The organism is Pseudomonas sp. Snoq117.2 (genome assembly GCF_900110545.1).
Taxonomy (GTDB): domain Bacteria; phylum Pseudomonadota; class Gammaproteobacteria; order Pseudomonadales; family Pseudomonadaceae; genus Chryseomonas; species Chryseomonas benzopyrenica.
On sequence record NZ_FOED01000017.1, the window covers coordinates 13,357 to 37,010 of the forward strand.

A 23,654-nucleotide genomic window follows, 5' to 3' on the forward strand; every position below is an offset into this window, starting at 1 on the left:
GGGTGAGAAAATTTAAGGTGCAGAAAGTCTATGGCCAAACGTGATTACTATGAGGTGCTCGGGGTCGAGCGCGGCGCTAGCGAAGCCGAGCTCAAGAAGGCCTACCGACGCCTGGCGATGAAATACCACCCGGATCGCAATCCGGGGGACGCGGCTGCCGAGGAGCAGTTCAAGGAGGCCGCCGAGGCCTACGAAGTGCTGTCCGATGCGGGCAAGCGCTCGGCCTACGACCAGTACGGCCATGCTGGCGTCGATCCGAGCATGGGCGGCGGTGGTTTCGGTGGTGCGGCCGGTGGCGCGAGCTTCTCCGACATCTTCGGTGACGTCTTCAGTGACTTTTTCGGCGGCCGCGGTGGCGCCGGTGGTCGTGGCGGTCCGCAGCGCGGCGCCGATCTGCGCTACACCCTGGACCTGGATCTGGAAGAGGCGGTGCGCGGGACCACGGTCACCATTCGCGTGCCCACCCTGGTCGAGTGCAAGGTCTGCGACGGCAATGGCGCCAAGCCGGGTACCTCGGCTTCCACCTGCCCCACCTGCGGCGGTATCGGCCAGGTGCGCATGCAGCAGGGCTTCTTCTCGGTGCAGCAGACCTGCCCGCGCTGCCACGGCAGCGGCAAGATCATTCCCGAGCCCTGCAACGCCTGTCATGGCCAGGGACGCGTGGAAGAGCAGAAGACCCTGTCGGTCAAGGTGCCGGCGGGCGTCGACACCGGCGACCGCATCCGCCTGACCGGTGAAGGCGAGGCCGGGACCCTGGGTGGCCCCAGCGGCGACCTCTACGTGGTGGTCAATGTGCGCGAGCACTCGATCTTCCAGCGCGACGGCAAGCATCTCTATTGTGAGGTGCCGATCAACTTCACCGATGCTGCCCTGGGTGGCGAGCTGGAAGTGCCGACCCTGGATGGCCGCGTCAAGCTGAAGATCCCCGAGGGCACCCAGACCGGCAAGATGTTCCGCCTGCGTGGCAAGGGCGTGACGCCCGTGCGTGGCGGTGGCGCCGGCGACCTGATGTGCAAGGTGGTGGTGGAAACTCCGGTCAACCTGAGCCGGCGCCAGCGCGAGCTGCTTGAGGAGTTCCGCAACACCCTGCAGAGCGACAGCTCCCATTCGCCCCGGGCCAGTGGCTGGTTCGACGGCATGAAGCGCTTCTTCGACGACCTCTAAACCGGCAGGGGCGTCGTCGCGAGGCGGCGCCCGGCCAGCAGCCTGGAGCTGATGATGCGACGTATAGCTGTAATGGGCGCCGCGGGGCGCATGGGCAAGACCCTGATCGAAGCGGTCCAGCAGACCCAGGGCGCTGCCGGCCTGACTGCGGCGGTGGATCGTCCCGAGAGCAGCCTGGTGGGTGCCGACGCGGGCGAACTCGCCGGCATCGGCCGTAACGGGGTGATGCTGTCCGGTGACCTGGCGCGGGTGCTGGATGATTTCGATGTCCTCATCGACTTCACCCACCCCAACGTGACCCTGCAGAATCTGGCGCTCTGCCGCAAGGCGAAGAAGGCCATGGTGATCGGCACCACCGGCTTCACCGCCGAGCAGAAGCTGACCCTGCTGGAAGCCAGCAAGGAAATCCCCATCGTCTTCGCCGCCAACTTCAGCGTCGGCGTCAATCTCTGCCTCAAGCTGCTGGATACCGCTGCCCGCGTGCTGGGTGACGAGGTCGATATCGAGATCATCGAGGCGCACCACAGACACAAGGTCGATGCACCCTCGGGTACCGCGCTGCGCATGGGCGAGGTCGTCGCCCAGGCACTGGGTCGCGATCTGGAAGAGGTGGCCGTCTATGGCCGCGAAGGCCAGACCGGCACCCGTGATCGCCAGACCATCGGCTTCGCCACCGTCCGCGCTGGCGACGTGGTGGGCGATCACACGGTGCTGTTCGCCAGCGAAGGCGAGCGGGTCGAGATCACCCACAAGGCCTCCAGCCGCATGACCTTCGCCAAGGGTGCCGTGCGCGCGGCCCTCTGGCTCAAGGACAAACAGCCGGCGCTATATGACATGCAGGACGTGCTGGAGTTGCGCTGACCCACTCGTGGGGGTGCAAGGCGTGATCATTTCGTGTACAATGCAGCTTTAGTGTATCCACTAAAAGCTAGCGCAGAATGAAATCACAACATTAAAACGGGATGACTCTTCGAGATGTCATCCCGTTTTTTTGCACCCTGCGTTTGCCCGCCAAGGCTTGATTTTCGGAGGTCTTCTTGACTAAGCCAGCCATACTCGCACTTGCCGATGGCAGCATCTTTCGCGGTGAATCCATCGGTGCCGACGGCCACACGGTCGGCGAAGTGGTGTTCAACACCGCCATGACCGGCTACCAGGAAATCCTGACCGATCCTTCCTATGCGAAGCAGATCGTCACCCTGACCTATCCGCACATCGGCAACACCGGCACCACGCCGCAGGATGGTGAGGCCGCCCAGGTCTGGGCCGCCGGGCTGATCATCCGTGATCTGCCGCTGCTGGCCAGCAACTGGCGCAACAAGCAATCGCTGCCGGACTATCTCAAGGAAAACGGCACCATCGCCATCGCCGGCATCGACACCCGTCGCCTGACCCGCATCCTCCGCGAGAAGGGCGCTCAGGACGGCTGCATCCTCACTGGCGAAGACGCCACCGAAGAGCGCGCCCTGGAACTGGCCCGCGCCTTCCCCGGCCTCAAGGGCATGGATCTGGCCAAGGAAGTCAGCGTCAAGGAGCGTTACGAGTGGCGCTCCAGCGTCTGGTCGCTGGAAACCGACAGTCACGCCGAGATCCCGACCGAGCAACTGCCCTACCATGTGGTGGCCTTCGACTACGGCGTCAAGCTGAACATCCTGCGCATGCTGGTGGCTCGCGGCTGCCGCATCACCGTGCTGCCGGCCCAGACCCCGGCCAGCGAAGCCCTGGCGCTGCAACCCGACGGCATCTTCCTGGCCAACGGCCCCGGCGATCCCGAGCCCTGCGACTACGCCATCAAGGCGATCCAGGACGTTCTGGAAACCGAGGTCCCGGTGTTCGGCATCTGCCTGGGCCACCAGCTGCTGGCCCTGGCTTCCGGCGCCAAGACGGTGAAGATGCCCAACGGTCACCACGGCGCCAACCATCCGGTGCAGGATCTCGACAGCGGCGTGGTGATGATCACTAGCCAGAACCACGGCTTCGCTGTGGACGAGGCCAGTCTGCCGGCCAATGTGCGGGCCACCCACAAGTCGCTGTTCGACGGCACTCTGCAGGGCATCGAGCGTACCGACAAGGTCGCCTTCAGCTTCCAGGGTCACCCCGAGGCGAGCCCTGGTCCGCACGACGTGGCACCGCTGTTCGACAAGTTCATCCAGGCCATGGCCGCGCGCCGCTAAGACGAGAGGAGGGTAAGGCTCATGCTGGCGAATCTGGGTGTCATCGACTTCTGGACCTATGTGGTCGGGACCCTGTTCGTCATCCTGTTGCCTGGCCCCAATTCCTTCTTCGTGCTTGCTACCAGCGCCCAGCGCGGCATCCGCAGCGGTTACCAGGCGGCCTCGGCCGTGTTCCTGGGTGACGCCGTGCTGATGCTGCTCTCGGCCCTGGGCGTCGCCTCGCTGCTCAAGGCCGAGCCGCTGTTCTTCCAGATCCTCAAGTACCTGGGCGCGGCCTACCTGTTCTACCTTGGCTGGGGCATGTTGCGCGGCGGACTCAAGTCCTGGCGCAGCCCGGCCCAGGGCCAGGCCGAGGCGACCCTGCGCGAAGACGTCCACCAGCCGTTCCGCAAGGCGCTGCTGCTGAGTCTGTCGAATCCGAAGGCGATCCTGTTCTTCGTCTCCTTCTTCATCCAGTTCGTGGACCCCGGTTACGCCCATCCGGCGCTGTCCTTCCTGGTGCTGGGCGCGGTACTGGAAGCGATCAGCTTCTGCTACCTGTCGTTCCTGATTTTCTGCGGCGTTCGCCTGGCGGCCTGGTTCCGTCAGCGGCGTCGCCTCAGCGCGGGCGCCACCGGTGGCGTCGGCGCCCTGTTCGTAGGGTTCGGTGTGAAGTTGGCCACCGCGACCCTGACCTGATTACCTGCATTCGAGAAGCCCATGCCTAAGCGTACAGACATCAAGAGCATCCTGATCCTCGGGGCCGGCCCCATCGTCATCGGCCAGGCCTGCGAGTTCGACTATTCCGGCGCCCAGGCCTGCAAGGCCCTGCGCGAGGAAGGCTTCCGCGTCATCCTGGTGAATTCCAATCCGGCCACCATCATGACCGACCCCTCCATGGCCGATGCCACCTACATCGAGCCGATCAAGTGGGCGACGGTGGCCAAGATCATCGAGAAGGAGCGTCCCGACGCCCTGCTGCCGACCATGGGTGGCCAGACCGCGCTGAACTGCGCCCTGGACCTGGAGCGTCATGGCGTGCTGGAGAAGTTCGGCGTCGAGATGATCGGTGCCAACGCCGACACCATCGACAAGGCCGAGGATCGCTCGCGCTTCGACAAGGCCATGAAGGACATCGGCCTGGCCTGCCCGGTCTCCGGCATCGCCCACAGCATGGAAGAAGCCTACGGCGTACTGGAGAAGGTCGGCTTCCCCTGCATCATCCGGCCAAGCTTCACCATGGGCGGCACCGGCGGCGGCATCGCCTACAACCGCGAAGAGTTCGAGGAGATCTGCAACCGCGGTCTGGACCTGTCGCCGACCAACGAGCTGCTGATCGACGAATCCCTGATCGGTTGGAAGGAATACGAGATGGAGGTGGTCCGCGACAAGAAGGACAACTGCATCATCGTCTGCTCCATCGAGAACTTCGACCCCATGGGCGTGCACACCGGTGACTCCATCACCGTGGCTCCGGCCCAGACCCTGACCGACAAGGAATACCAGATCCTGCGCAATGCCTCCCTGGCGGTGCTGCGCGAGATCGGCGTCGAGACCGGCGGCTCCAACGTCCAGTTCGGCATCTGCCCCGACACCGGGCGCATGGTGGTGATCGAGATGAACCCGCGGGTATCGCGTTCCTCGGCGCTGGCCTCCAAGGCCACCGGCTTCCCCATCGCCAAGATCGCCGCCAAACTGGCGGTGGGCTACACCCTGGACGAGCTGCAGAACGACATCACCGGCGGGCGTACCCCGGCGTCCTTCGAGCCGGCCATCGACTACGTGGTCACCAAGATCCCGCGCTTCGCCTTCGAGAAATTCCCCAAGGCCGATGCCCGCTTGACCACTCAGATGAAATCCGTGGGCGAGGTCATGTCCATCGGCCGTACCTTCCAGGAATCCCTGCAGAAAGCCCTGCGCGGTCTGGAAGTCGGCGTGGTCGGCTTCGATCCCAAGCTGGACCCGACCGATCCCGAGGCCGACAGCACCCTCAAGCGCGAGCTGACCGTGCCCGGCGCTGATCGCATCTGGTACATCGGCGATGCCTTCCGTCAGGGCTATAGCCTGGACAAGGTCTTCGAGCTGACCCGTATCGATCCCTGGTTCCTGGTGCAGATCGAAGACCTGATCAAGGACGAAGAGCGCATCAAGACCTTGGGTCTGGCCGATCTCGACTACGACCTGATGCGCAAGCTCAAGCGCAAGGGCTTCTCCGATGCGCGCCTGGCCAAGCTGCTCGGCGTCACCGAGAAGAACCTGCGGGCCCATCGCCACAAGCTCAAGGTGCTGCCGGTGTACAAGCGGGTGGACACCTGTGCCGCCGAATTCGCCACCGACACCGCCTACCTCTACTCCACCTACGAGGAAGAGTGCGAGGCCAAGCCCAGCGGTCGCGACAAGATCATGATCCTTGGTGGCGGTCCCAACCGCATCGGCCAGGGCATCGAGTTCGACTACTGCTGCGTGCACGCGGCCCTGGCCATGCGTGAAGACGGCTACGAGACCATCATGGTCAACTGCAACCCGGAAACCGTCTCCACCGACTACGACACCTCCGACCGCCTGTTCTTCGAACCGGTGACCCTGGAGGACGTGCTGGAGATCGTTCGCGTCGAGCAGCCCAAGGGCGTCATCGTCCAGTACGGCGGCCAGACCCCGCTCAAGCTCTGCCGGGCCCTGGAAGAGGCCGGCGTGCCCATCATCGGCACCAGCCCCGACGCCATCGATCGCGCCGAAGACCGCGAGCGCTTCCAGCAGATGGTCCAGCGCCTGAATCTGCGGCAGCCGGCCAACGCCACCGCGCGCAGCGAAGACGAGGCCCTGGCCCTGTCCAAGAACATCGGCTACCCGATGGTGGTGCGCCCCTCCTACGTGCTGGGCGGCCGGGCGATGGAGATCGTCTACCAGGAAGAAGAACTCAAGCGCTACATGCGCGAAGCGGTGAAGGTGTCCAACGATAGCCCCGTGCTGCTCGACCACTTCCTCAACTGCGCCATCGAGGTGGACGTGGATGCGGTGTGCGACGGCAAGACCGTGGTGATCGGCGCCATCATGCAGCACATCGAACAGGCCGGCGTACACTCCGGCGACTCCGCCTGCTCGCTGCCGCCCTATTCGCTGCCCAAGCACATCCAGGACGAGATCCGCGAGCAGGTCAAGAAGATGGCCCTGGAACTCGGCGTGGTCGGTCTGATGAACGTGCAGATGGCCGTGCAGGGCGAAGACATCTACGTCATCGAGGTCAACCCGCGCGCCTCCCGTACCGTGCCCTTCGTCTCCAAGTGCATCGGTGAATCCCTGGCCAAGGTGGCCGCCCGGGTCATGGCCGGCAAGACCCTGGCCGAGGTGGGCTTTACCCAGGAGATCATCCCGCCGTTCTTCAGCGTTAAGGAAGCGGTGTTCCCCTTCAACAAGTTCCCCGGTGTCGACCCTATCCTCGGCCCGGAGATGAAGTCCACTGGCGAGGTGATGGGGGTCGGCGACAGCTTTGGCGAAGCCTTCGCCAAGGCCCAGCTGGGTGCCAACGAGATCCTGCCGAACTCCGGTTGCGCCTTCATCAGCGTGCGTGACGACGACAAGCCCGAAGCCGTGCAGGTCGCCCGCGATCTGGTCAGCCTCGGCTTCGAGGTCGTGGCCACCGCCGGTACCGCGCGGGTGATCGAGGCGGCTGGTCTGCCGGTGCGTCGCGTGAACAAGGTCACCGAGGGTCGCCCCCATGTGGTCGACATGATCAAGAACGACGAAGTCACCCTGATCATCAACACCACCGAAGGCCGGCAGTCCATCGCCGATTCCTATTCGATCCGCCGCAACGCCCTGCAGCACAAGCTCTGCTGCACCACCACCATTGCCGGCGGCCAGGCCATTTGCGAAGCTTTGAAATTCGGCGCCGAGAAGACCGTGCGCCGGCTGCAAGATCTGCATGCAGGAGTGAAGGCATGACCAAGTACCCGATGACCGTCCAGGGCGCTCGCGCCCTGGAAGAGGAGCTCAAGCACCTCAAGACCGAACTGCGCCCGCAGATCACCCAGGCCATCGCCGAGGCGCGCGAGCTGGGCGATCTCAAGGAGAACGCCGAATACCACGCTGCTCGCGAACAGCAGGGCATGGTCGAGGCGCGTATCCGCGACATCGAAGGCCGCCTGCAGAATGCTCAGGTGATCGACGTGGCCGCCCTGCCGCACACCGGCAAGGTGATCTTCGGCACCACGGTGGAGATCGCCAACACCGAAACCGACGAGACGGTGACCTACCAGATCGTCGGTGACGACGAGGCGGACATCAAGCAGAGCAAGCTGTCGGTGGGTTCGCCCATCGCCCGTGCCCTGATCGGCAAGGAAGAAGGCGACGTGGTGCTGGTGAAGACCCCAGGCGGCAATGTCGAATACGAAATTGTCGCCGTCCGTCACCTCTGATCCTCGCACCGGAGGCTGGCTCGCCAGGCTGCTCGCCGCAGCCTGGCAGCTGGCCCAGGTGTTCTGGGTCGGCCCGCTGGTCGCCCTGCACCTGTGCATCCCCGTGGCGCTCGCCCAGGCGGGCTGGGCGCCCCTGCTGATCCAGTCCGGGCGCGAAGAATTGCTGCGCATGATGCTCAGCGCCGCAGGCGGTGGGGTCTTTACCCAGATCGTGGTGCTGGTGTGGTGGGCGGGTGTGAGTGCCTTGTGGCGTGACCTGCGTGGCCAGCTGCTGCTGGCCAGCGCACTCGCCGTGCTGCTGCAGAACGAACTGGCGCGCTTCTGGGCCGGGCCGACCGCTCTGGCCGGCTACCTGGTCCTGCTGCTCTGCGGTCTGATCCTGGTGCTGCAGCCCGTTCCCGGGCGCGCGTCGGGCAATCAGACGGTATAGCGCACCACATTGGACAGGTTGCGGTTCTGCTCGCGAGCCTTGCGATAGATCAGCGCCATCTTGCCGATCACCTGCACCAGCTCGGCCTTGCTCGACGCGCACAGCTCATCGATCAGGGCGCGACGGTCTTCGCGCTCGGTGACGGCCAGCTTGATCTTGATCAATTCATGATCGTTCAGTGCGCGGTCGAGCTCGCCCAGCACGCCTTCGCTCAGGCCGTTCTCGCTGATGGTGACCACCGGCTTGAGTTGATGCCCGATCGCCTTGAACCGCTTTTTAAGCTCGTTGTTGAGCGCCATAATTCACCCCAGATAAAAGCCGAACAGTTTATCCCAGCTGCCCGGTGCCGCCCAGCGATACGCGACAACTTGCCATTAGCCCGGTGGAACCTGCCTTATCCGCTCAAGGAGCACCTCGACAGGCGCAGCGTCGAGTCAGCCTGAAAGGATAGGGGTGCTGAAGACTCCGAAGGCGGAGAGAACGCCGGCAGGATGCCGGCGTTGACCCTCCGCTTGGCAAGCTATCAAGTGCTTGCCAAGAGACCTTGTTATTTCCGACTTGGCCCCCATATGAGCGAGCTGAGTGCGTTAGGCTGCTCCAGGGCGCTCTGCTGCTAGGAAACTGCCGCCTGTTTCAGGGCGGTTGAGTCCTACGGGCAGAGGCTCAGGCGCCGCCTTCCGCGTCGCGGGACCAGATCGCGCCAGCAATATCTATTGGGTCGCGGTTTTAGGGGCAATTGAGAGAATTGATGGCCGCAACGTCTGCCTTGCCCTAGAGTCAAAGGCAGAAGACTCATATAGCGTTACAGACGATGTCTGCCGTGGGCCAGGCTTTGTGTAGTAACTTACCGGTCACTGCCGGTTTCGCTTCGAACGGTTTACCCACGAAACCGGCGCAGAGGGTAGTCAATTGAACGACATGGCAAAGAATCTGATCCTGTGGCTGATCATCGCCGCGGTGCTCGTCACCGTGATGAACAACTTCTCCAGCCCCAACGAACCCCAGACGCTCAACTACTCCGACTTCATCCAGCAGGTGAAGGACGGGCAGATCGAGAGCGTGACCGTGGATGGTTATGTCATCACCGGCAAGCATCGTGATGGCGATCCCTTCAAGACCATCCGTCCGGCGATCCAGGACAATGGCCTGATCGGCGATCTGGTCAACAACAGCGTTACCATCACTGGCAAGCAGCCTGAGCAGCAGAGCATCTGGACTCAGCTGCTGGTGGCCAGCTTCCCGATCCTGGTGATCATCGCCGTCTTCATGTTCTTCATGCGCCAGATGCAGGGAGGTGCCGGCGGTCGCGGCGGCCCCATGAGCTTTGGCAAGAGCAAGGCACGCCTGCTGTCGGAAGACCAGGTCAAGACCACCTTTGCCGACGTCGCCGGTTGCGACGAAGCCAAGGAAGAGGTCACCGAGCTGGTCGAGTTCCTCCGTGATCCGGGCAAGTTCCAGCGCCTGGGTGGCCGCATTCCCCGTGGTGTGCTGATGGTCGGTTCGCCGGGTACCGGCAAGACGCTGCTGGCCAAGGCTGTGGCTGGTGAGGCCAAGGTGCCATTCTTCACTATCTCCGGTTCGGACTTCGTCGAGATGTTCGTGGGTGTCGGCGCCAGCCGTGTCCGCGACATGTTCGACCAGGCCAAGAAGCACGCTCCCTGCATCATCTTCATCGACGAGATCGATGCGGTCGGTCGTCATCGCGGCAACGGCATGGGCGGTGGGCACGACGAGCGTGAGCAGACCCTGAACCAGTTGCTGGTCGAGATGGACGGCTTCGAGATGAACGATGGCATCATCGTCATCGCCGCCACCAACCGTCCCGATGTCCTGGACCCGGCGCTGCTGCGCCCTGGTCGTTTCGACCGCCAGGTGGTGGTCGGCTTGCCGGACATCCGTGGTCGCGAGCAGATCCTCAAGGTGCACATGCGCAAGGTGCCGGTCGGCGAGCGCGTCGACGCCGGTGTCATCGCGCGTGGTACCCCGGGTTTCTCCGGTGCTGACCTCGCCAACCTCGTCAACGAAGCGTCGCTGTTCGCCGCCCGTGCAAACAAGCGCACCGTCGACATGCGCGAGTTCGAGCTGGCCAAGGACAAGATCATGATGGGCGCCGAGCGCAAGACCATGGTCATGTCCGAGAAGGAGAAGCGCAACACGGCCTACCACGAGGCGGGTCACGCCATCATCGGTCGCCTGGTGCCCGAGCACGATCCGGTCTACAAGGTTTCCATCATTCCCCGTGGTCGGGCCCTGGGCGTGACCATGTTCCTTCCCGAGGAAGATCGCTACAGCCTGTCCAAGCGGGCATTGGAAAGCCAGATATGCTCGCTGTTCGGTGGCCGTATCGCCGAGGAGATGACCCTGGGTTTCGAAGGCGTTACCACCGGTGCCTCCAATGACATCATGCGGGCGACTTCGCTGGCGCGGAACATGGTGACCAAGTGGGGTCTGTCCGAGAAGCTCGGTCCGTTGCTGTATGGCGAGGAAGAGAACGAAGGCTACCTGGGTCGCTCGGGTGGTGGTGGCGCCGGCAACATGTCGGGCGAAACCGCCAAGCAGATCGACCTGGAAATTCGCCGGATCATCGATGACTGCTATGGCACCGCCAAGCGGCTGCTGGACGAGAACCGCGACAAGCTCGAGCTCATGGCCGATGCCTTGATGAAGTACGAGACCATCGACTCCGATCAGATCGACGACATCATGGCCGGCAAGGTCCCGCGCGAGCCGCGTGACTGGCATGACCGTGGTGGTCCTACCGGTGATGCCCCAGCGCCCCAGAGTGGTAGCGATCGTCCGGAAACCCCCATCGGTGGTCCAGCCGGAGAACACTGAAACACCCATGTTCAATCCGTTTCCTTCGACCCGATTGCCTTGCGGCAATCGGGTTCTTGTTTTTGACGCGCCCAAGGTCATGGGCATCCTCAACGTCACCCCCGACTCCTTTTCCGATGGCGGTCGCTATACGGTGGTGGAAAACGCTCTGCGCCATGCCGAAGGGATGGTGAACGCTGGTGCGGCCATCATCGATGTCGGTGGAGAATCCACTCGCCCGGGGGCGCCAGCGGTGTCCGAGGCAGAGGAGCTCGATCGGGTCATCCCGGTGGTCGAGGCGATCGCCCGAGAGCTGGATGTCGTCATTTCCCTGGATACTTCCACGCCCGCGGTGATGCGCGAAGGTGCCAGGGCCGGCGCCGGCCTGATCAATGACGTCCGCTCGCTGCGCCGGTCTGGCGCCCTCGAAGCTGCCGCCGCGAGCGATCTGGCGATCTGCCTGATGCACATGCAGGGGGAGCCCAGCACCATGCAGCAGGCGCCCGTCTATACCGATGTCGCAGGCGAGGTAGGTGCCTTTCTGGCCGAGCAGGTCAGGCGCTGCGAAGCGGCTGGTATCGCGCGCGAGCGGCTGGTGCTTGATCCGGGGTACGGCTTCGCCAAGACCCTCGAGCACAATCTCGAACTGTTCAAGCGACAAGCCGAGTTGCTCGCCTTTGGGCTACCCTTGCTGGTGGGCGTCTCGCGCAAGAGCATGATCGGCGCGGTCACCGGGCAGCCTGTGGAGGGGCGCCTGGCGGGCGGTCTGGCCCTGGCGGCCCTGGCGCTGGTCAAGGGCGCGCAGATCCTCAGGGTCCATGATGTGGCGGAAACGGTGGACGTGGTGAAGATGATCACCGCGGTCGAAGGCTTCAGGTAGGAACAAAACTGATGGCAAGAAAGTATTTTGGAACCGATGGCATTCGCGGCAAGGTCGGCACCTATCCCATCACCCCGGATTTCATGCTCAAGCTGGGCTGGGCGGCGGGCATTGCCTTTCGCAGTCGCGGCGGTTGTCGGGTGCTGGTCGGCAAGGACACCCGCAACTCGGGCTACATGTTCGAGTCGGCTCTGGAAGCCGGGCTGTCCGCTGCCGGTGCCGACGTCATGTTGCTCGGTCCCATGCCAACCCCTGGGATCGCCTACCTGACGCGGACCTTCCAGGCCAGTGCCGGCATCGTCATCAGTGCGTCACACAATCCCTACTACGACAATGGCATCAAGTTCTTTTCCGGCGCCGGCACCAAGCTGCCCGATGAGCTCGAAACCATGATCGAGGAGCTGCTTGATACGCCCATGACCGTGGTGGATTCGGCGCGTATCGGCAAGGTCTCGCGCATCAATGATGCGGCCGGTCGCTACATCGAGTTCTGCAAGAGCAGCGTGCCGACCGGGACCAGTTTCGCCGGCCTGAAGATCGTGCTCGATTGCGCCAATGGCGCCACCTACAAGATCGCGCCCAGTGTCTTCCGCGAACTCGGTGCCGATGTCAGCGTGCTGGGGGTGCAGCCGGACGGGCTCAATATCAACAAGGACTGTGGCTCCACTCACCTCGAGGGGCTGCAGCAGGCGGTGCTCGACCAGCATGCCGACCTCGGTATCGCCTTCGACGGCGACGGCGACCGGGTGCTGATGGTGGATCACACCGGAGCGGCAGTGGATGGCGATGAGCTGCTCTATCTGATCGCTCGCGACCTCAAGCGTCGTGGTCGCCTCGAGGGTGGGGTGGTCGGTACCCTGATGAGCAATCTCGGTCTCGAGCTGGGACTGGCGGAGCTGGAGATTCCCTTCGTGCGCGCCAAGGTAGGCGATCGCTATGTGATGGCCGAGCTCTTGGAACGCAACTGGGTGCTGGGTGGAGAGAATTCCGGGCACGTGGTCTGCTGCCAGTACACCACCACCGGTGACGCCACCATCGCCGCCCTGCAGGTGCTGATCGCCCTGCGCAATGCCGGTCAGACCCTGGCCCAGGCGCGCATGGCGCTACGCAAGTGCCCGCAGGTGCTGATCAACGTGAGGTTCGGCGGCGGCCAGGATCCCTTGGAGAATCCGCGGGTCAAGCAGGCCAGTGCCGAGGTCACCGAGAAGATGGCCGGCAAGGGGCGGGTGCTCCTGCGCAAATCCGGTACCGAGCCGTTGCTGCGGGTCATGGTCGAAGGCGAGAACGAGCGTGAGGTGCGGGCCCATGCCGAGGCGCTCGCTCAGTTGATAACCGAGGTATGTGCTTGATTTGCTTGCATGCCGGTTTTCGATTGAGTAACATCTGCGCCCACTTCGCTCCCTGAGGTAAAACGCATGCGTCGTTCCCTGGTTGCCGGTAACTGGAAAATGCATGGCTCGCTGCAAGGCGTGTCGGCGCTGGTCGCAGGCTTGAAAGGGTTGGATGGCGCAGCGGGTGTCGATGTCGTGGTGATTCCGACATTGGTGCATCTGCCGGGGGTGGCTGAAGCGCTGGCGGCAACGTCGCTGATGGTGGGGGCCCAGACCTGTGCTCCCGTCGCGGGCGAGAAGGCTCTGACTGGCGAGGTATCCTCGACCCAGTTGGCAGAATTCGGTTGCCGTTACGTACTGGTGGGGCACTCCGAACGGCGTGCTCTGCTGGGCGAGGATGATGTGGTGGTGGCGAAGAAATTCGCGGCCATCCAGGAGGGCGGGATGATTCCCGTGCTCTGTGTCGGCGAAACCCGTGAAGAGCGGGAGGCCGAGCGTACTCTGGATGTGGTGGGTGGCCAGCTGAAGGCGGTCATCGACGCAGTCGGGGTCGCGGCTTTCGCCAAGGCTGTAGTGGCCTACGAGCCGGTTTGGGCGATAGGTACCGGGCTGACGGCGACGCCGGAGCAGGCGCAAGAGATTCATGCGGCGATTCGCGCCCTGGTGCGCGAAGCCGATGCTGGGGTCGCTGAAGGCCTTCAGCTGTTGTATGGCGGCAGTGTCAAGGCTGCCAATGCTGCCGAGTTGTTCGGCATGCCGGATATCGATGGGGGGCTAGTGGGTGGGGCCTCCCTGAATGCTGAAGAGTTCAGTGCGATTTGCCGCGCTGCAGGACGTGGATAATGTTGGAAACTGCAGTTGTCGTGATCCACTTGCTGATGGCGCTTGGCCTGATCGTGCTGGTATTGATGCAGCAGGGCAAGGGTGCCGAAGCCGGTGCATCCTTTGGTGCGGGCGCCTCGGGTACCGTGTTCGGTAGTCAAGGTTCTGCTACCTTTCTGAGTCGCTTTACTGCTATACTAGCCGCGGTTTTTTTCGCGACTAGCCTGGGTCTGGCGTATTTCGCCAAAGACCGTGCGTTGGGTCTGCGTGAGGTGGGTTTGCCCACTCAGCCGGTCCAGCAGGCTCCTCAGCCGAAACAGGATGGTAACGATGTTCCCCTGAGTCAGCCCCGTGCTGCCCAGGGTGGTACTTCCGGGGACGTGCCCCAGGAGTCCAAGTAGGTTTCAAAGGTTTCATGCCGAAGTGGTGGAATTGGTAGACACGCTATCTTGAGGGGGTAGTGGCCACAGGCTGTATGGGTTCGAGTCCCATCTTCGGCACCAAATAGCAAAGACGTCCTGCAGGACGCGGCGAGAGAGAGTAGGTTGACTCCTAGAGTTCAGTTGAATATAATCTCGCTCCAGCTTTGACGCGGGGTGGAGCAGTCTGGTAGCTCGTCGGGCTCATAACCCGAAGGTCGTTGGTTCAAATCCAGCCCCCGCAACCAGTTATTTAAAGCCCCTTTATAGGGGCTTTTTGTTGGCTGGACAGTTCGGGTCGCGCTTTCTTGCGCAGACCTCTTAGGGATGGGCGTAATGCCCATTTTTTATTCTCAAAAAACGCGAGGCAACCAGGTGTCGAGCAAGCTAGAACAGTTGCAGGCCTTGCTGGCCCCCGTCGTCGAGGCGCTTGGCTATGTTTGCTGGGGTGTCGAGTACATCTCCCAAGGGCGGCATTCGCTACTGCGTGTCTACATCGATCATCCCAATGGCATTCTCGTTGAAGACTGCGAGGCTGTCAGTCGCCAGGTAAGTGGCGTACTCGATGTGGAAGATCCGATCACCAATGAATACACCCTCGAGGTGTCTTCCCCCGGTATGGATAGACCGCTGTTCACGCTGGAGCAATTTGCTGCCCATGCGGGTGAACAGGTCAAGGTCAAACTTCGGTCGCCCTTCGAAGGGCGACGTAATTTCCAGGGTTTGCTGCGCGGTGTGGAAGACCAGGACGTCGTGGTGCAGGTGGACGAGCATGAGTATCTGCTGCCCATCGAGATGATCGACAAGGCCAACGTCGTTCCCCGTTTCGAGTGATTTGAGCGCGAGACCGCGGATCCCAAGGATTGCGAATACGAGGCGTAAGATGAGCAAAGAAGTTCTGCTGGTAGTGGAATCTGTTTCGAACGAGAAGGGTGTTCCACCCGGCGTCATCTTCGAGGCACTGGAGTTGGCTCTCGCCACGGCTACCAAGAAACGCTACGAAGAAGATGTGGATCTGCGGGTGTCGATCAACAGACACAACGGCAGCTACGAAACCTTCCGCCGCTGGACCGTGGTGGAAGACCAAGACTATCAGTTGCCCGATTCGCATCTGACGGTGGAAGACGCCCAGGAAGAGCATCCCGGCGTCAAGGCCGGTGAAGTGATCGAAGAGAAGATCGAGTCCATCGAATTCGGTCGGATCGCTGCCCAGACCGCCAAGCAGGTGATCGTGCAGAAGGTGCGCGAGGCCGAGCGGGCTCAGGTGGTGGACGCCTATCGCGAGAAGGTCGGCGAGATCATCTCGGGTACCGTCAAGAAGGTCACCCGTGACAGCGTGATCGTCGACCTGGGCAACAATGCCGAGGCCCTGCTGCCGCGCGAGCACATCATTCCGCGTGAGACCTTCCGCATGGGCGTGCGTCTGCGTGCCCTGCTCAAGGAAATCCGCACCGAGAACCGCGGTCCGCAGCTGATGCTGTCGCGCACCGATCCGCAGATGCTGATCGAGCTGTTCCGCATCGAAGTACCGGAGATTTCCGAGCAGCTGATCGATGTCATGGCGGCTGCCCGGGATCCGGGTTCGCGGGCCAAGATCGCCGTCCGTTCCAAGGACAAGCGCATCGATCCCCAGGGTGCCTGCATCGGCATGCGCGGTTCGCGTGTCCAGGCGGTATCCGGTGAGCTGGGTGGCGAGCGGGTCGACATCGTGCTGTGGGACGACAACCCGGCGCAATTCGTCATCAACGCCATGGCCCCGGCCGAAGTCGCTTCGATCATCGTCGACGAAGACAGCCGCACCATGGACATCGCCGTCGCCGAGGACAACCTGGCCCAGGCCATTGGCCGTGGCGGTCAGAACGTGCGCCTGGCCAGTCAGCTGACCGGCTGGACGCTCAACGTGATGACCGAAGCGGACATCAACGCCAAGCAGCAGGCCGAGACCGGCGACATCATCCAGCGCTTCATCGACGAGCTGGATGTCGACGAGGAACTGGCGCAGGTGCTGGTGGAAGAGGGCTTCACTTCCCTCGAGGAAGTGGCCTATGTGCCCATGGAAGAGATGCTCAATATCGATGGCTTCGACGAAGACATCGTCAACGAGCTGCGTACCCGGGCCAAGGATCGCCTGCTGACCCGGGCCATCGCGACCGAAGAACAGAAGAGCCCCAGCGAAGATCTGCTGACCCTCGACGGTATGGATCCCCAGCTCGCCAGCGCGCTGGCCCAGCGTGGCGTGGTCAATCGCGAAGAGCTCGCCGAGCAGTCGATCGACGACCTGCTCGACATCAACGGCATGACCGAAGAGCGTGCCGGCAAGCTGATCATGGCTGCCCGTGCCCATTGGTTCGAGTAAGCGGCGCAGTCTGAGGAGAGAAGTGCATGACGCAAGTCACGGTGAAAGAACTGGCCCAAACGGTCAATACGCCGGTGGAACGTCTGCTACAGCAGATGCGCGAGGCAGGTCTGACGCATAGCAGCGCCGAGCAAACGGTGAGCGATGCGGAAAAGCAGGCGCTACTGACACACCTGAAGGGGACTGCGCAGCTCGACGAGCCCAGCAAGATCACCCTGCAGCGCAAGACCCAGACCACGCTGAAAGTGGCCGGCAGCAAGACAGTCAGTGTCGAAGTGCGCAAGAAGAAGACCTTCGTCAAGCGCAGCCCCGCCGAGCTGGAAGCCGAACAGCGCCGCGAACAGGAAGCCCTGCGCGCCGCCGAAGAGGCCGCCGCTCAGGCACGTGCCGCGGAAGAAGCTCAGCGCGCTGCCGAAGCGGCTGCCCAGCAGCAGGCCGAAGCCGCTGCTCAGGCCGCGCAGCAGGCGGTCTCCGCCGAGGCTGCAGCCCCTGCCGCGCCGGAAGCCCCGGCCGTGGTAGCCGAGCAGCAACCCGCTGCCGAGCCTGCCGTCGAGGTCAAGAAGGCGGATCCGGCCAGTGAGCGCAAGCGCGAAGAGCCGCGTCGTCCCGTGCATCCTGCCCCGAGCAGCAAGCGCGAAGAAGACGAGCGCCGTGAGCGCAAGAACGCCCAGCATCGCCCGTCGATCAAGGACAAGGTCGCAGCTCCCCGTACCGTGCGCAGTGGCGACGACGAGGAAGAGGGCTTTGGCCGGCGTGGCGGTCGCGGTGGCAAGTCGCGACTCAAGAAGCGAAACCAACACGGGTTCCAGAGCCCGACAGGACCTGTAGTGCGCGAAGTCAATCTAGGTGAGACCATCACCGTCTCTGAGCTTGCTCAGCAGATGTCGGTGAAGGCCGCCGAAGTCATCAAGTTCATGTTCAAGATGGGGTCCCCCGCCACCATCAACCAGGTGCTCGACCGCGAGACGGCGCAGCTGGTGGCCGAAGAGCTGGGCCACAAGGTCAAGCTGGTCAACGAGAACGCCCTGGAAGACCAGTTGGCCGAATCTCTCAAGTTCGAGGGTGGCAAGGCCCTGCACCGCGCGCCGGTGGTGACCGTCATGGGTCACGTCGACCACGGCAAGACCTCGCTGCTGGACTACATCCGTCGCGCCAAGGTCGCGTCGGGCGAAGCCGGTGGCATCACCCAGCACATCGGTGCCTACCACGTGGAAACCGAGCGTGGCATGGTGACCTTCCTGGATACCCCTGGCCACGCCGCGTTTACCGCCATGCGTGCCCGTGGTGCCAAGGCCACCGACATCGTCATCCTGGTCGTCGCGGCCGATGACGGCGTCATGCCGCAGACTGAGGAAGCCATCCAGCACGCCAAGGCGGCGGGTGTCCCCATCGTCGTGGCGGTCAACAAGATCGACAAGCCCGACGCCGATCCGGATCGCGTCAAGCACGATCTGGCTGGTCGTCAGGTCATCCCGGAAGAGTGGGGCGGCGACACCCAGTTCGTGCACGTCTCGGCCAAGGCCGGTACCGGCGTGGACGAGCTGCTCGAAGCCATCCTGCTGCAGGCCGAAGTCCTGGAGCTGACCGCTACGCCGGAAGCACCCGGTCGCGGTGTGGTCATCGAATCGCGCCTGGACAAGGGTCGCGGTCCGGTCGCTACCGTACTGGTACAGAACGGCACCCTGCGTCAGGGCGACATGGCCCTGGTCGGCGTCAACTTCGGTCGTATCCGTGCCATGCTCGACGAGAACGGTAAGCCGATCAAGGAAGCCGGTCCCTCCATCCCGGTCGAGATCCTCGGCCTGGACGGCACCCCGGACGCCGGTGACGAACTCACCGTGCTGACCGACGAAAAGAAGGCCCGCGAAGTGGCGCTGTTCCGTCAGGGCAAGTTCCGCGAGATCAAGCTGGCCCGCGCTCACGCCGGCAAGCTCGAGAACATCTTCGAGAACATGGGCCAGGACGAGAAGAAGACCCTCAACATCGTGCTCAAGTCCGATGTGCGTGGCTCCCTCGAAGCGCTGCAGGGCTCGCTGTCCGGTCTGGGCAACGACGAAGTCCAGGTGCGCGTGGTCGGCGGTGGCGTCGGTGGTATCACCGAGAGCGATGCCAACCTGGCGCTGGCTTCCAATGCCGTGCTGTTCGGCTTCAACGTCCGGGCCGACGCCGGGGCGCGGAAGATCGTCGAGCAGGAAGGCCTCGACATGCGCTACTACAACGTCATCTACGACATCATCGAAGATGTGAAGAAGGCGCTGACCGGCATGCTGGGCAGTGACGTCCGGGAGAACATCCTGGGTATCGCCGAAGTGCGCGACGTCTTCCGTTCGCCCAAGTTCGGCGCCGTCGCCGGCTGCATGGTCACCGAGGGCATGGTGCACCGTAACCGTCCGATCCGCGTCCTGCGCGAAGACGTGGTCATCTTCGAAGGCGAGCTGGAATCCCTGCGTCGCTTCAAGGATGACGTGGCCGAAGTGCGTGCCGGCATGGAATGCGGTATCGGCGTGAAGAGCTACAACGACGTCCGCGTCGGCGACAAGATCGAGGTGTTCGAGAAGGTTCAGGTCGCCCGTTCGCTGTAACGACGACTCTGCACCAGGACGGCAGGTCGCGGACCTGGCAGACCCCTGCCAGGTCCGGACTTGCCGTTCGCGTTTCCAAGGTTCATGGCTGGCAGGCCTGGTGTCTGCGGCCTTTCGTACGAGAGTTTCGACATGGCCAAAGAATTCAGCCGTACCCAGCGCATCGGTGATCAGATGCAGCGTGAACTGGCACTGCTGATCCAGCGTGAGATCAAGGATCCGCGACTGGGCATGGTGACCATCACCGGCGTGGACGTCGCGCGCGACCTGTCCCATGCCAAGGTGCACATCACCGTCCTGGGCAAGGACGACGATGCCGACGCCATCAAGCAGAACATCGGCATCCTCAAGGACGCCGCCGGCTTCCTGCGTCAGCAGCTGGGTCGGGCGATGAAATTGCGCACCGTTCCGCAACTGAGCTTCCAGTACGACGAAAGCATCCGTCGCGGCGCCCAGCTGTCGGCCCTGATCGAGCGGGCGGTCGCCGAAGACCGTCGCCACGAAGGGGAGGAGTAGGGGTGGCCCAGGTCAAGCGTATTCGCCGCCAGGTACATGGCGTGCTGGTGCTGGACAAGCCGCGCGGCTTCTCCTCCAACGCCGCCCTGCAAAAGGTCCGCTGGTTGCTCAACGCCGAGAAGGCCGGGCACACCGGTAGCCTGGATCCTCTGGCCACCGGCGTACTGCCGCTGTGCTTCGGCGAGGCGACCAAGTTTTCCCAGTACCTGCTGGATGCCGACAAGGGCTACAGCACCGTGGCGCAACTGGGCGTCACCACCACCACCGGCGATGCCGAGGGTGAAGTGATGGAGCGACGGGCGGTCGCGGTCGATGAAGCGGCCATCCAGGCGGCACTGCCGGCCTTCCGCGGCCAGATAGAGCAGATCCCGCCGATGTATTCGGCGCTCAAGCGCGACGGCCAGCCGCTGTACAAGCTGGCGCGTGCCGGGGAAGTAGTGGAGCGCGAGGCGCGTTCTGTTACTATTGCCCGTCTGGAACTGCTGGCGTTGCAGGAAGATCGTGCGACGCTGGAAGTGGCCTGCAGCAAGGGCACCTATGTGCGCACCCTGGTCGAAGACCTCGGCGCCCGTCTTGGCTGCGGAGCCCATGTGGCCGAGCTGCGCCGTACCCAGGCCGGCCCCTTTGGCCTGGCGCAGGCCATCAGCCTGGACGAGCTGGAGGCGGCGCACGCCGAAGGCGGTTCCGAGGCGCTGGATCGCTTCCTGCTGCCGGTCGACAGTGGCCTGGAGCACTGGCCGCTGGTGCAGCTGACGCAGCACAGCGCCTATTATTGGTTGCACGGCCAGCCCGTTCGGGCCGCCAATGCACCGAAATTCGGCTTGATGCGGGTGCAGGACGACCAGGGTCGTTTCATCGGCATCGGCGAGATTGATGACGAGGGGCAGGTTGCTCCCCGTAGACTGATTCGGTCCTAGACCGATACCGAGGGTGGCTGTCAGCAGGCACGGTCACACCTCTTTCCTTAAGCACGGGATCCATCCCGGCCTGTTCCTCAGAGGAGCCCTATCATGGCACTGAGCGTTGAAGACAAAGCCCAGATCGTAAACGAGTTCAAGCAGAGCGAAGGCGACACCGGTTCGCCGGAAGTGCAGGTTGCCCTGCTGTCCGCCAACATCGACAAGCTGCAAGGTCACTTCAAGGCCAACGGCAAAGATCACCACAGCCGTCGTGGTCTGATCCGCATGGTCAACCAGCGCCGTAAGCTGCTGGACTACCTGAAGTCCAAGGACACCTCTCGTTACAGCGCACTGATCGCTCGCCTGGGCCTGCGTCGTTAACACGATGCAGACCTGCTGCAAGCAGTCTGAAGCTGGAGGTCGGCTCGCGCCGGCCTCCGGCTTTTTTGCTTGAAAGGCCGGCAGAATCGGCCTGCGTCACCTGGAGATCAGCGAGGGTCCGAATCCCTCTGGTCGCCCCGATTTCCCCCAAGGCAATAAAGAGAAGGAAAGACTGTGAATCCAGTAATCAAGCAATTCAAGTTCGGTGAGCAGACCTTCACCCTGGAAACCGGCCGCATCGCGCGCCAGGCGACCGGTGCCGTGCTGGTCTCCACCGAAGACGTCAGCGTGCTGGTCACCGTGGTCGGTGCCAAGCAGCCTGCCGTTGGCAAGGACTTCTTCCCGCTGTCCGTGCACTACCAGGAGAAGACCTACGCCGCTGGCCGCATCCCCGGTGGTTACTTCAAGCGCGAAGGCCGTCCTTCCGAGAAGGAAACCCTGACCTCGCGCCTGATCGATCGTCCGATCCGTCCGCTGTTCCCCGAGGGCTTCCTCAACGAAGTCCAGGTGGTCTGCACCGTGGTCAGCACCAACAAGAAGTCCGATCCGGACATCGCCGCCATGATCGGCACCTCTGCCGCCCTGGCCATTTCCGGCATCCCCTTCGCCGGTCCGATCGCCGCTGCGCGCGTGGGCTACCACAGCGAGCTGGGCTACCTGCTGAACCCCAGCTACGAGCAGCTGCAGAGCTCCAGTCTGGACATGGTCGTGGCCGGTACCCGTGACGCCGTGCTGATGGTGGAATCCGAAGCCGACGAGCTGACCGAAGACCAGATGCTGGGCGGCGTGCTGTTCGCTCACGAAGAATTCCAGGTGGCCATCGAGGCCATCAGCCAGTTCGCTGCCGAAGCCGGCAAGCCGACCTGGAACTGGCAGGCGCCTGCCGAGAACACCGCCCTGATCGAAGCCGTCAAGGCCGAGGTCGGCGAGGCCGTGTCCCGTGCCTATACCATCACCATCAAGCAGGATCGCTATGCGGCCCTGGGCGCCCTGCGTGACCAGGCCATCGCCAAGCTGGCCGGTGAGAACGGTCAGTACAGCGAAGCCGAGGTCAAGGAGACCTTCGGTCTGCTGGAATACCGCACCGTGCGCCAGAACATCGTCGACGGCAAGCCGCGTATCGACGGTCGCGACACCCGCACCGTTCGCCCGCTGCAGATCGAAGTCGGTCCGCTGAAGAAGACCCACGGTTCGGCCCTGTTCACCCGCGGCGAAACCCAGGCCCTGGTCACCGCGACCCTGGGCACCGCCCGTGACTCGCAGCTGCTGGACACCCTAGAAGGCGAGCGTCGTGACAGCTTCATGCTGCACTACAACTTCCCGCCCTTCTCGGTCGGCGAGTGCGGCCGCATGGGCAGCCCGGGCCGTCGCGAGATCGGTCACGGCCGTCTGGCCCGTCGTGGCATCCAGGCCATGCTGCCGACCCAGGACGCCTTCCCCTACAGCATCCGCGTGGTCTCCGAGATCACCGAGTCCAACGGCTCCAGCTCCATGGCCTCGGTCTGCGGTGCCTCTCTGGCGCTGATGGATGCCGGTGTGCCGGTCAAGGCCCCGGTTGCCGGTATCGCCATGGGTCTGGTCAAGGAAGGCGAGAAGTTCGCCGTCCTGACCGACATCCTGGGTGACGAAGATCACCTGGGCGACATGGACTTCAAGGTGGCCGGTACTGCCAAAGGCGTCACCGCCCTGCAGATGGACATCAAGATCAACGGCATCACCGAAGAGATCATGGAAATCGCTCTGGAGCAGGCGCTGGAAGCGCGTCTGAACATCCTGGGTCAGATGAACCAGGTGATCTCCGAGTCGCGTGCCGAGCTGTCCGAAAATGCCCCGACCATGCTGGCGATGAAGATCGACCAGGACAAGATCCGCGACGTGATCGGCAAGGGTGGCGCCACCATCCGTGGTATCTGCGAAGAGACCAAGGCCTCGATCGACATCGAAGACGACGGCACCATCAAGATCTACGGCGAGACCCGCGAAGCCGCTGAAGCAGCCAAGCAGCGCGTCCTTGGCATCACCGCCGAGGCCGAGATCGGCAAGATCTACGTCGGTAAGGTGGAGCGCATCGTCGACTTCGGCGCCTTCGTCAACATCCTGCCCGGCAAGGACGGCCTGGTGCACATCTCGCAGCTGAGCGATCAGCGCATCGAGAAGGTCACTGACGTGCTGAAAGAAGGTCAGGAAGTGAAGGTGCTGGTGCTGGACGTGGACAACCGCGGTCGCATCAAGCTGTCGATCAAGGACGTGGCGGCGGCGGAAGCCTCCGGCGTCTAAGACGACCTCGCTTAATGAAAAAACCCGGCCTAGGCCGGGTTTTTTCATTTCTGATGGAGGGAGGGGCGCGCCGGATATTTCATCGAGGTCCTGGCGGTCCGCTTCTACCGTCCATCGGAGCCCCACATGGCCCAAGTGCCTGCAATGTTGGGCTTCGACGATAGAGCCGTCTCAACCCAACCTACCTTATATCGCCGCCGAGGCCGCGATAAGAC

General features: G+C 63.3%; 20 protein-coding genes and 2 tRNA genes. 21 read left to right on the forward strand and 1 reads right to left on the reverse strand.

Annotated elements, in window-relative coordinates:
* Positions 1-30: 30 nt before the first annotated feature.
* The 7 genes from dnaJ to BMZ43_RS23330 all read left to right on the forward strand — a co-directional run bounded on the left by dnaJ (position 31) and on the right by BMZ43_RS23330 (position 8,162).
* Entirely contained in the window at positions 31-1,164 is a 1,134-nt protein-coding gene (gene dnaJ / locus BMZ43_RS23300) for a molecular chaperone DnaJ (RefSeq protein WP_007162663.1), read from the forward strand.
* Between the two features lie 54 nt (positions 1,165-1,218).
* Positions 1,219-2,025: a 4-hydroxy-tetrahydrodipicolinate reductase gene (gene dapB / locus BMZ43_RS23305; protein ID WP_064308123.1), complete on the forward strand. Its 807-nt coding sequence runs from the start codon at positions 1,219-1,221 to the stop codon at positions 2,023-2,025.
* A 176-nt stretch (positions 2,026-2,201) separates the two neighbouring features.
* Positions 2,202-3,338, forward strand: a complete 1,137-nt coding sequence (gene carA / locus BMZ43_RS23310) for a glutamine-hydrolyzing carbamoyl-phosphate synthase small subunit (protein ID WP_093257089.1) — start codon at positions 2,202-2,204, stop codon at positions 3,336-3,338.
* A gap of 21 nt (positions 3,339-3,359) precedes the next feature.
* The gene (gene leuE, locus BMZ43_RS23315; RefSeq protein WP_007162660.1) at positions 3,360-4,016 is read left to right on the forward strand and encodes a leucine efflux protein LeuE; all 657 of its coding nucleotides are present in this window, start codon (positions 3,360-3,362) and stop codon (positions 4,014-4,016) included.
* A gap of 21 nt (positions 4,017-4,037) precedes the next feature.
* Complete coding sequence (gene carB, locus BMZ43_RS23320; RefSeq protein ID WP_093257093.1) at positions 4,038-7,259, forward strand: carbamoyl-phosphate synthase large subunit; 3,222 nt, start codon at positions 4,038-4,040, stop codon at positions 7,257-7,259.
* Complete coding sequence (gene greA / locus BMZ43_RS23325) at positions 7,256-7,732, forward strand: transcription elongation factor GreA (RefSeq protein WP_017640630.1); 477 nt, start codon at positions 7,256-7,258, stop codon at positions 7,730-7,732. Before carB ends, greA begins: the two co-directional genes overlap by 4 nt.
* A complete protein-coding gene (locus tag BMZ43_RS23330; protein WP_093257099.1) occupies positions 7,710-8,162 on the forward strand; it encodes a hypothetical protein in 453 nt (150 codons plus the stop codon). Before greA ends, BMZ43_RS23330 begins: the two co-directional genes overlap by 23 nt.
* Here the strand turns inward: BMZ43_RS23330 and yhbY are convergent.
* Positions 8,150-8,461 (reverse strand): ribosome assembly RNA-binding protein YhbY, encoded by a 312-nt coding sequence (yhbY, locus tag BMZ43_RS23335; protein WP_017640628.1) that lies wholly within the window; start codon positions 8,459-8,461, stop codon positions 8,150-8,152. The genes BMZ43_RS23330 and yhbY overlap by 13 nt on opposite strands.
* 619 nt (positions 8,462-9,080) lie before the next feature.
* Between yhbY and ftsH the strand changes: the two genes are divergently transcribed.
* From ftsH to pnp, 14 genes are all read left to right on the forward strand, one after another.
* Positions 9,081-10,997, forward strand: coding sequence for an ATP-dependent zinc metalloprotease FtsH (gene ftsH / locus BMZ43_RS23340; protein WP_093257104.1), 1,917 nt, complete (start codon positions 9,081-9,083; stop codon positions 10,995-10,997).
* Positions 10,998-11,004: 7 nt separating this feature from the next.
* Entirely contained in the window at positions 11,005-11,856 is an 852-nt protein-coding gene (gene folP / locus BMZ43_RS23345; RefSeq protein WP_093257108.1) for a dihydropteroate synthase, read from the forward strand.
* An 11-nt stretch (positions 11,857-11,867) separates the two neighbouring features.
* Positions 11,868-13,205, forward strand: a complete 1,338-nt coding sequence (glmM, locus tag BMZ43_RS23350) for a phosphoglucosamine mutase (protein WP_064308126.1) — start codon at positions 11,868-11,870, stop codon at positions 13,203-13,205.
* Positions 13,206-13,271: 66 nt separating this feature from the next.
* On the forward strand, positions 13,272-14,030 hold the full coding sequence (gene tpiA, locus BMZ43_RS23355) for a triose-phosphate isomerase (protein ID WP_064308127.1): 759 nt from the start codon (positions 13,272-13,274) through the stop codon (positions 14,028-14,030).
* On the forward strand, positions 14,030-14,410 hold the full coding sequence (gene secG, locus BMZ43_RS23360) for a preprotein translocase subunit SecG (RefSeq protein ID WP_017640623.1): 381 nt from the start codon (positions 14,030-14,032) through the stop codon (positions 14,408-14,410). The genes tpiA and secG overlap by 1 nt, the downstream gene beginning before the upstream one ends.
* Positions 14,411-14,426: 16 nt before the next feature.
* Positions 14,427-14,512: transfer RNA gene (locus BMZ43_RS23365), tRNA-Leu, on the forward strand.
* 87 nt (positions 14,513-14,599) lie between these two features.
* Positions 14,600-14,676: transfer RNA gene (locus BMZ43_RS23370), tRNA-Met, on the forward strand.
* Positions 14,677-14,803: 127 nt separating this feature from the next.
* Positions 14,804-15,262 (forward strand): ribosome maturation factor RimP, encoded by a 459-nt coding sequence (gene rimP, locus BMZ43_RS23375; RefSeq protein WP_007162650.1) that lies wholly within the window; start codon positions 14,804-14,806, stop codon positions 15,260-15,262.
* A 49-nt stretch (positions 15,263-15,311) separates the two neighbouring features.
* Positions 15,312-16,784 (forward strand): transcription termination factor NusA, encoded by a 1,473-nt coding sequence (gene nusA, locus BMZ43_RS23380; protein ID WP_017640621.1) that lies wholly within the window; start codon positions 15,312-15,314, stop codon positions 16,782-16,784.
* A gap of 26 nt (positions 16,785-16,810) precedes the next feature.
* Entirely contained in the window at positions 16,811-19,366 is a 2,556-nt protein-coding gene (gene infB, locus BMZ43_RS23385) for a translation initiation factor IF-2 (protein ID WP_017640620.1), read from the forward strand.
* Positions 19,367-19,498: 132 nt separating this feature from the next.
* The gene (gene rbfA / locus BMZ43_RS23390) at positions 19,499-19,882 is read left to right on the forward strand and encodes a 30S ribosome-binding factor RbfA (protein WP_007162647.1); all 384 of its coding nucleotides are present in this window, start codon (positions 19,499-19,501) and stop codon (positions 19,880-19,882) included.
* Positions 19,883-19,884: 2 nt separating this feature from the next.
* The gene (truB, locus tag BMZ43_RS23395) at positions 19,885-20,799 is read left to right on the forward strand and encodes a tRNA pseudouridine(55) synthase TruB (protein ID WP_093257112.1); all 915 of its coding nucleotides are present in this window, start codon (positions 19,885-19,887) and stop codon (positions 20,797-20,799) included.
* Between the two features lie 93 nt (positions 20,800-20,892).
* A complete protein-coding gene (rpsO, locus tag BMZ43_RS23400) occupies positions 20,893-21,162 on the forward strand; it encodes a 30S ribosomal protein S15 (protein ID WP_007162645.1) in 270 nt (89 codons plus the stop codon).
* Positions 21,163-21,336: 174 nt separating this feature from the next.
* On the forward strand, positions 21,337-23,439 hold the full coding sequence (gene pnp, locus BMZ43_RS23405; protein ID WP_017640618.1) for a polyribonucleotide nucleotidyltransferase: 2,103 nt from the start codon (positions 21,337-21,339) through the stop codon (positions 23,437-23,439).
* Positions 23,440-23,654: the final 215 nt, after the last annotated feature.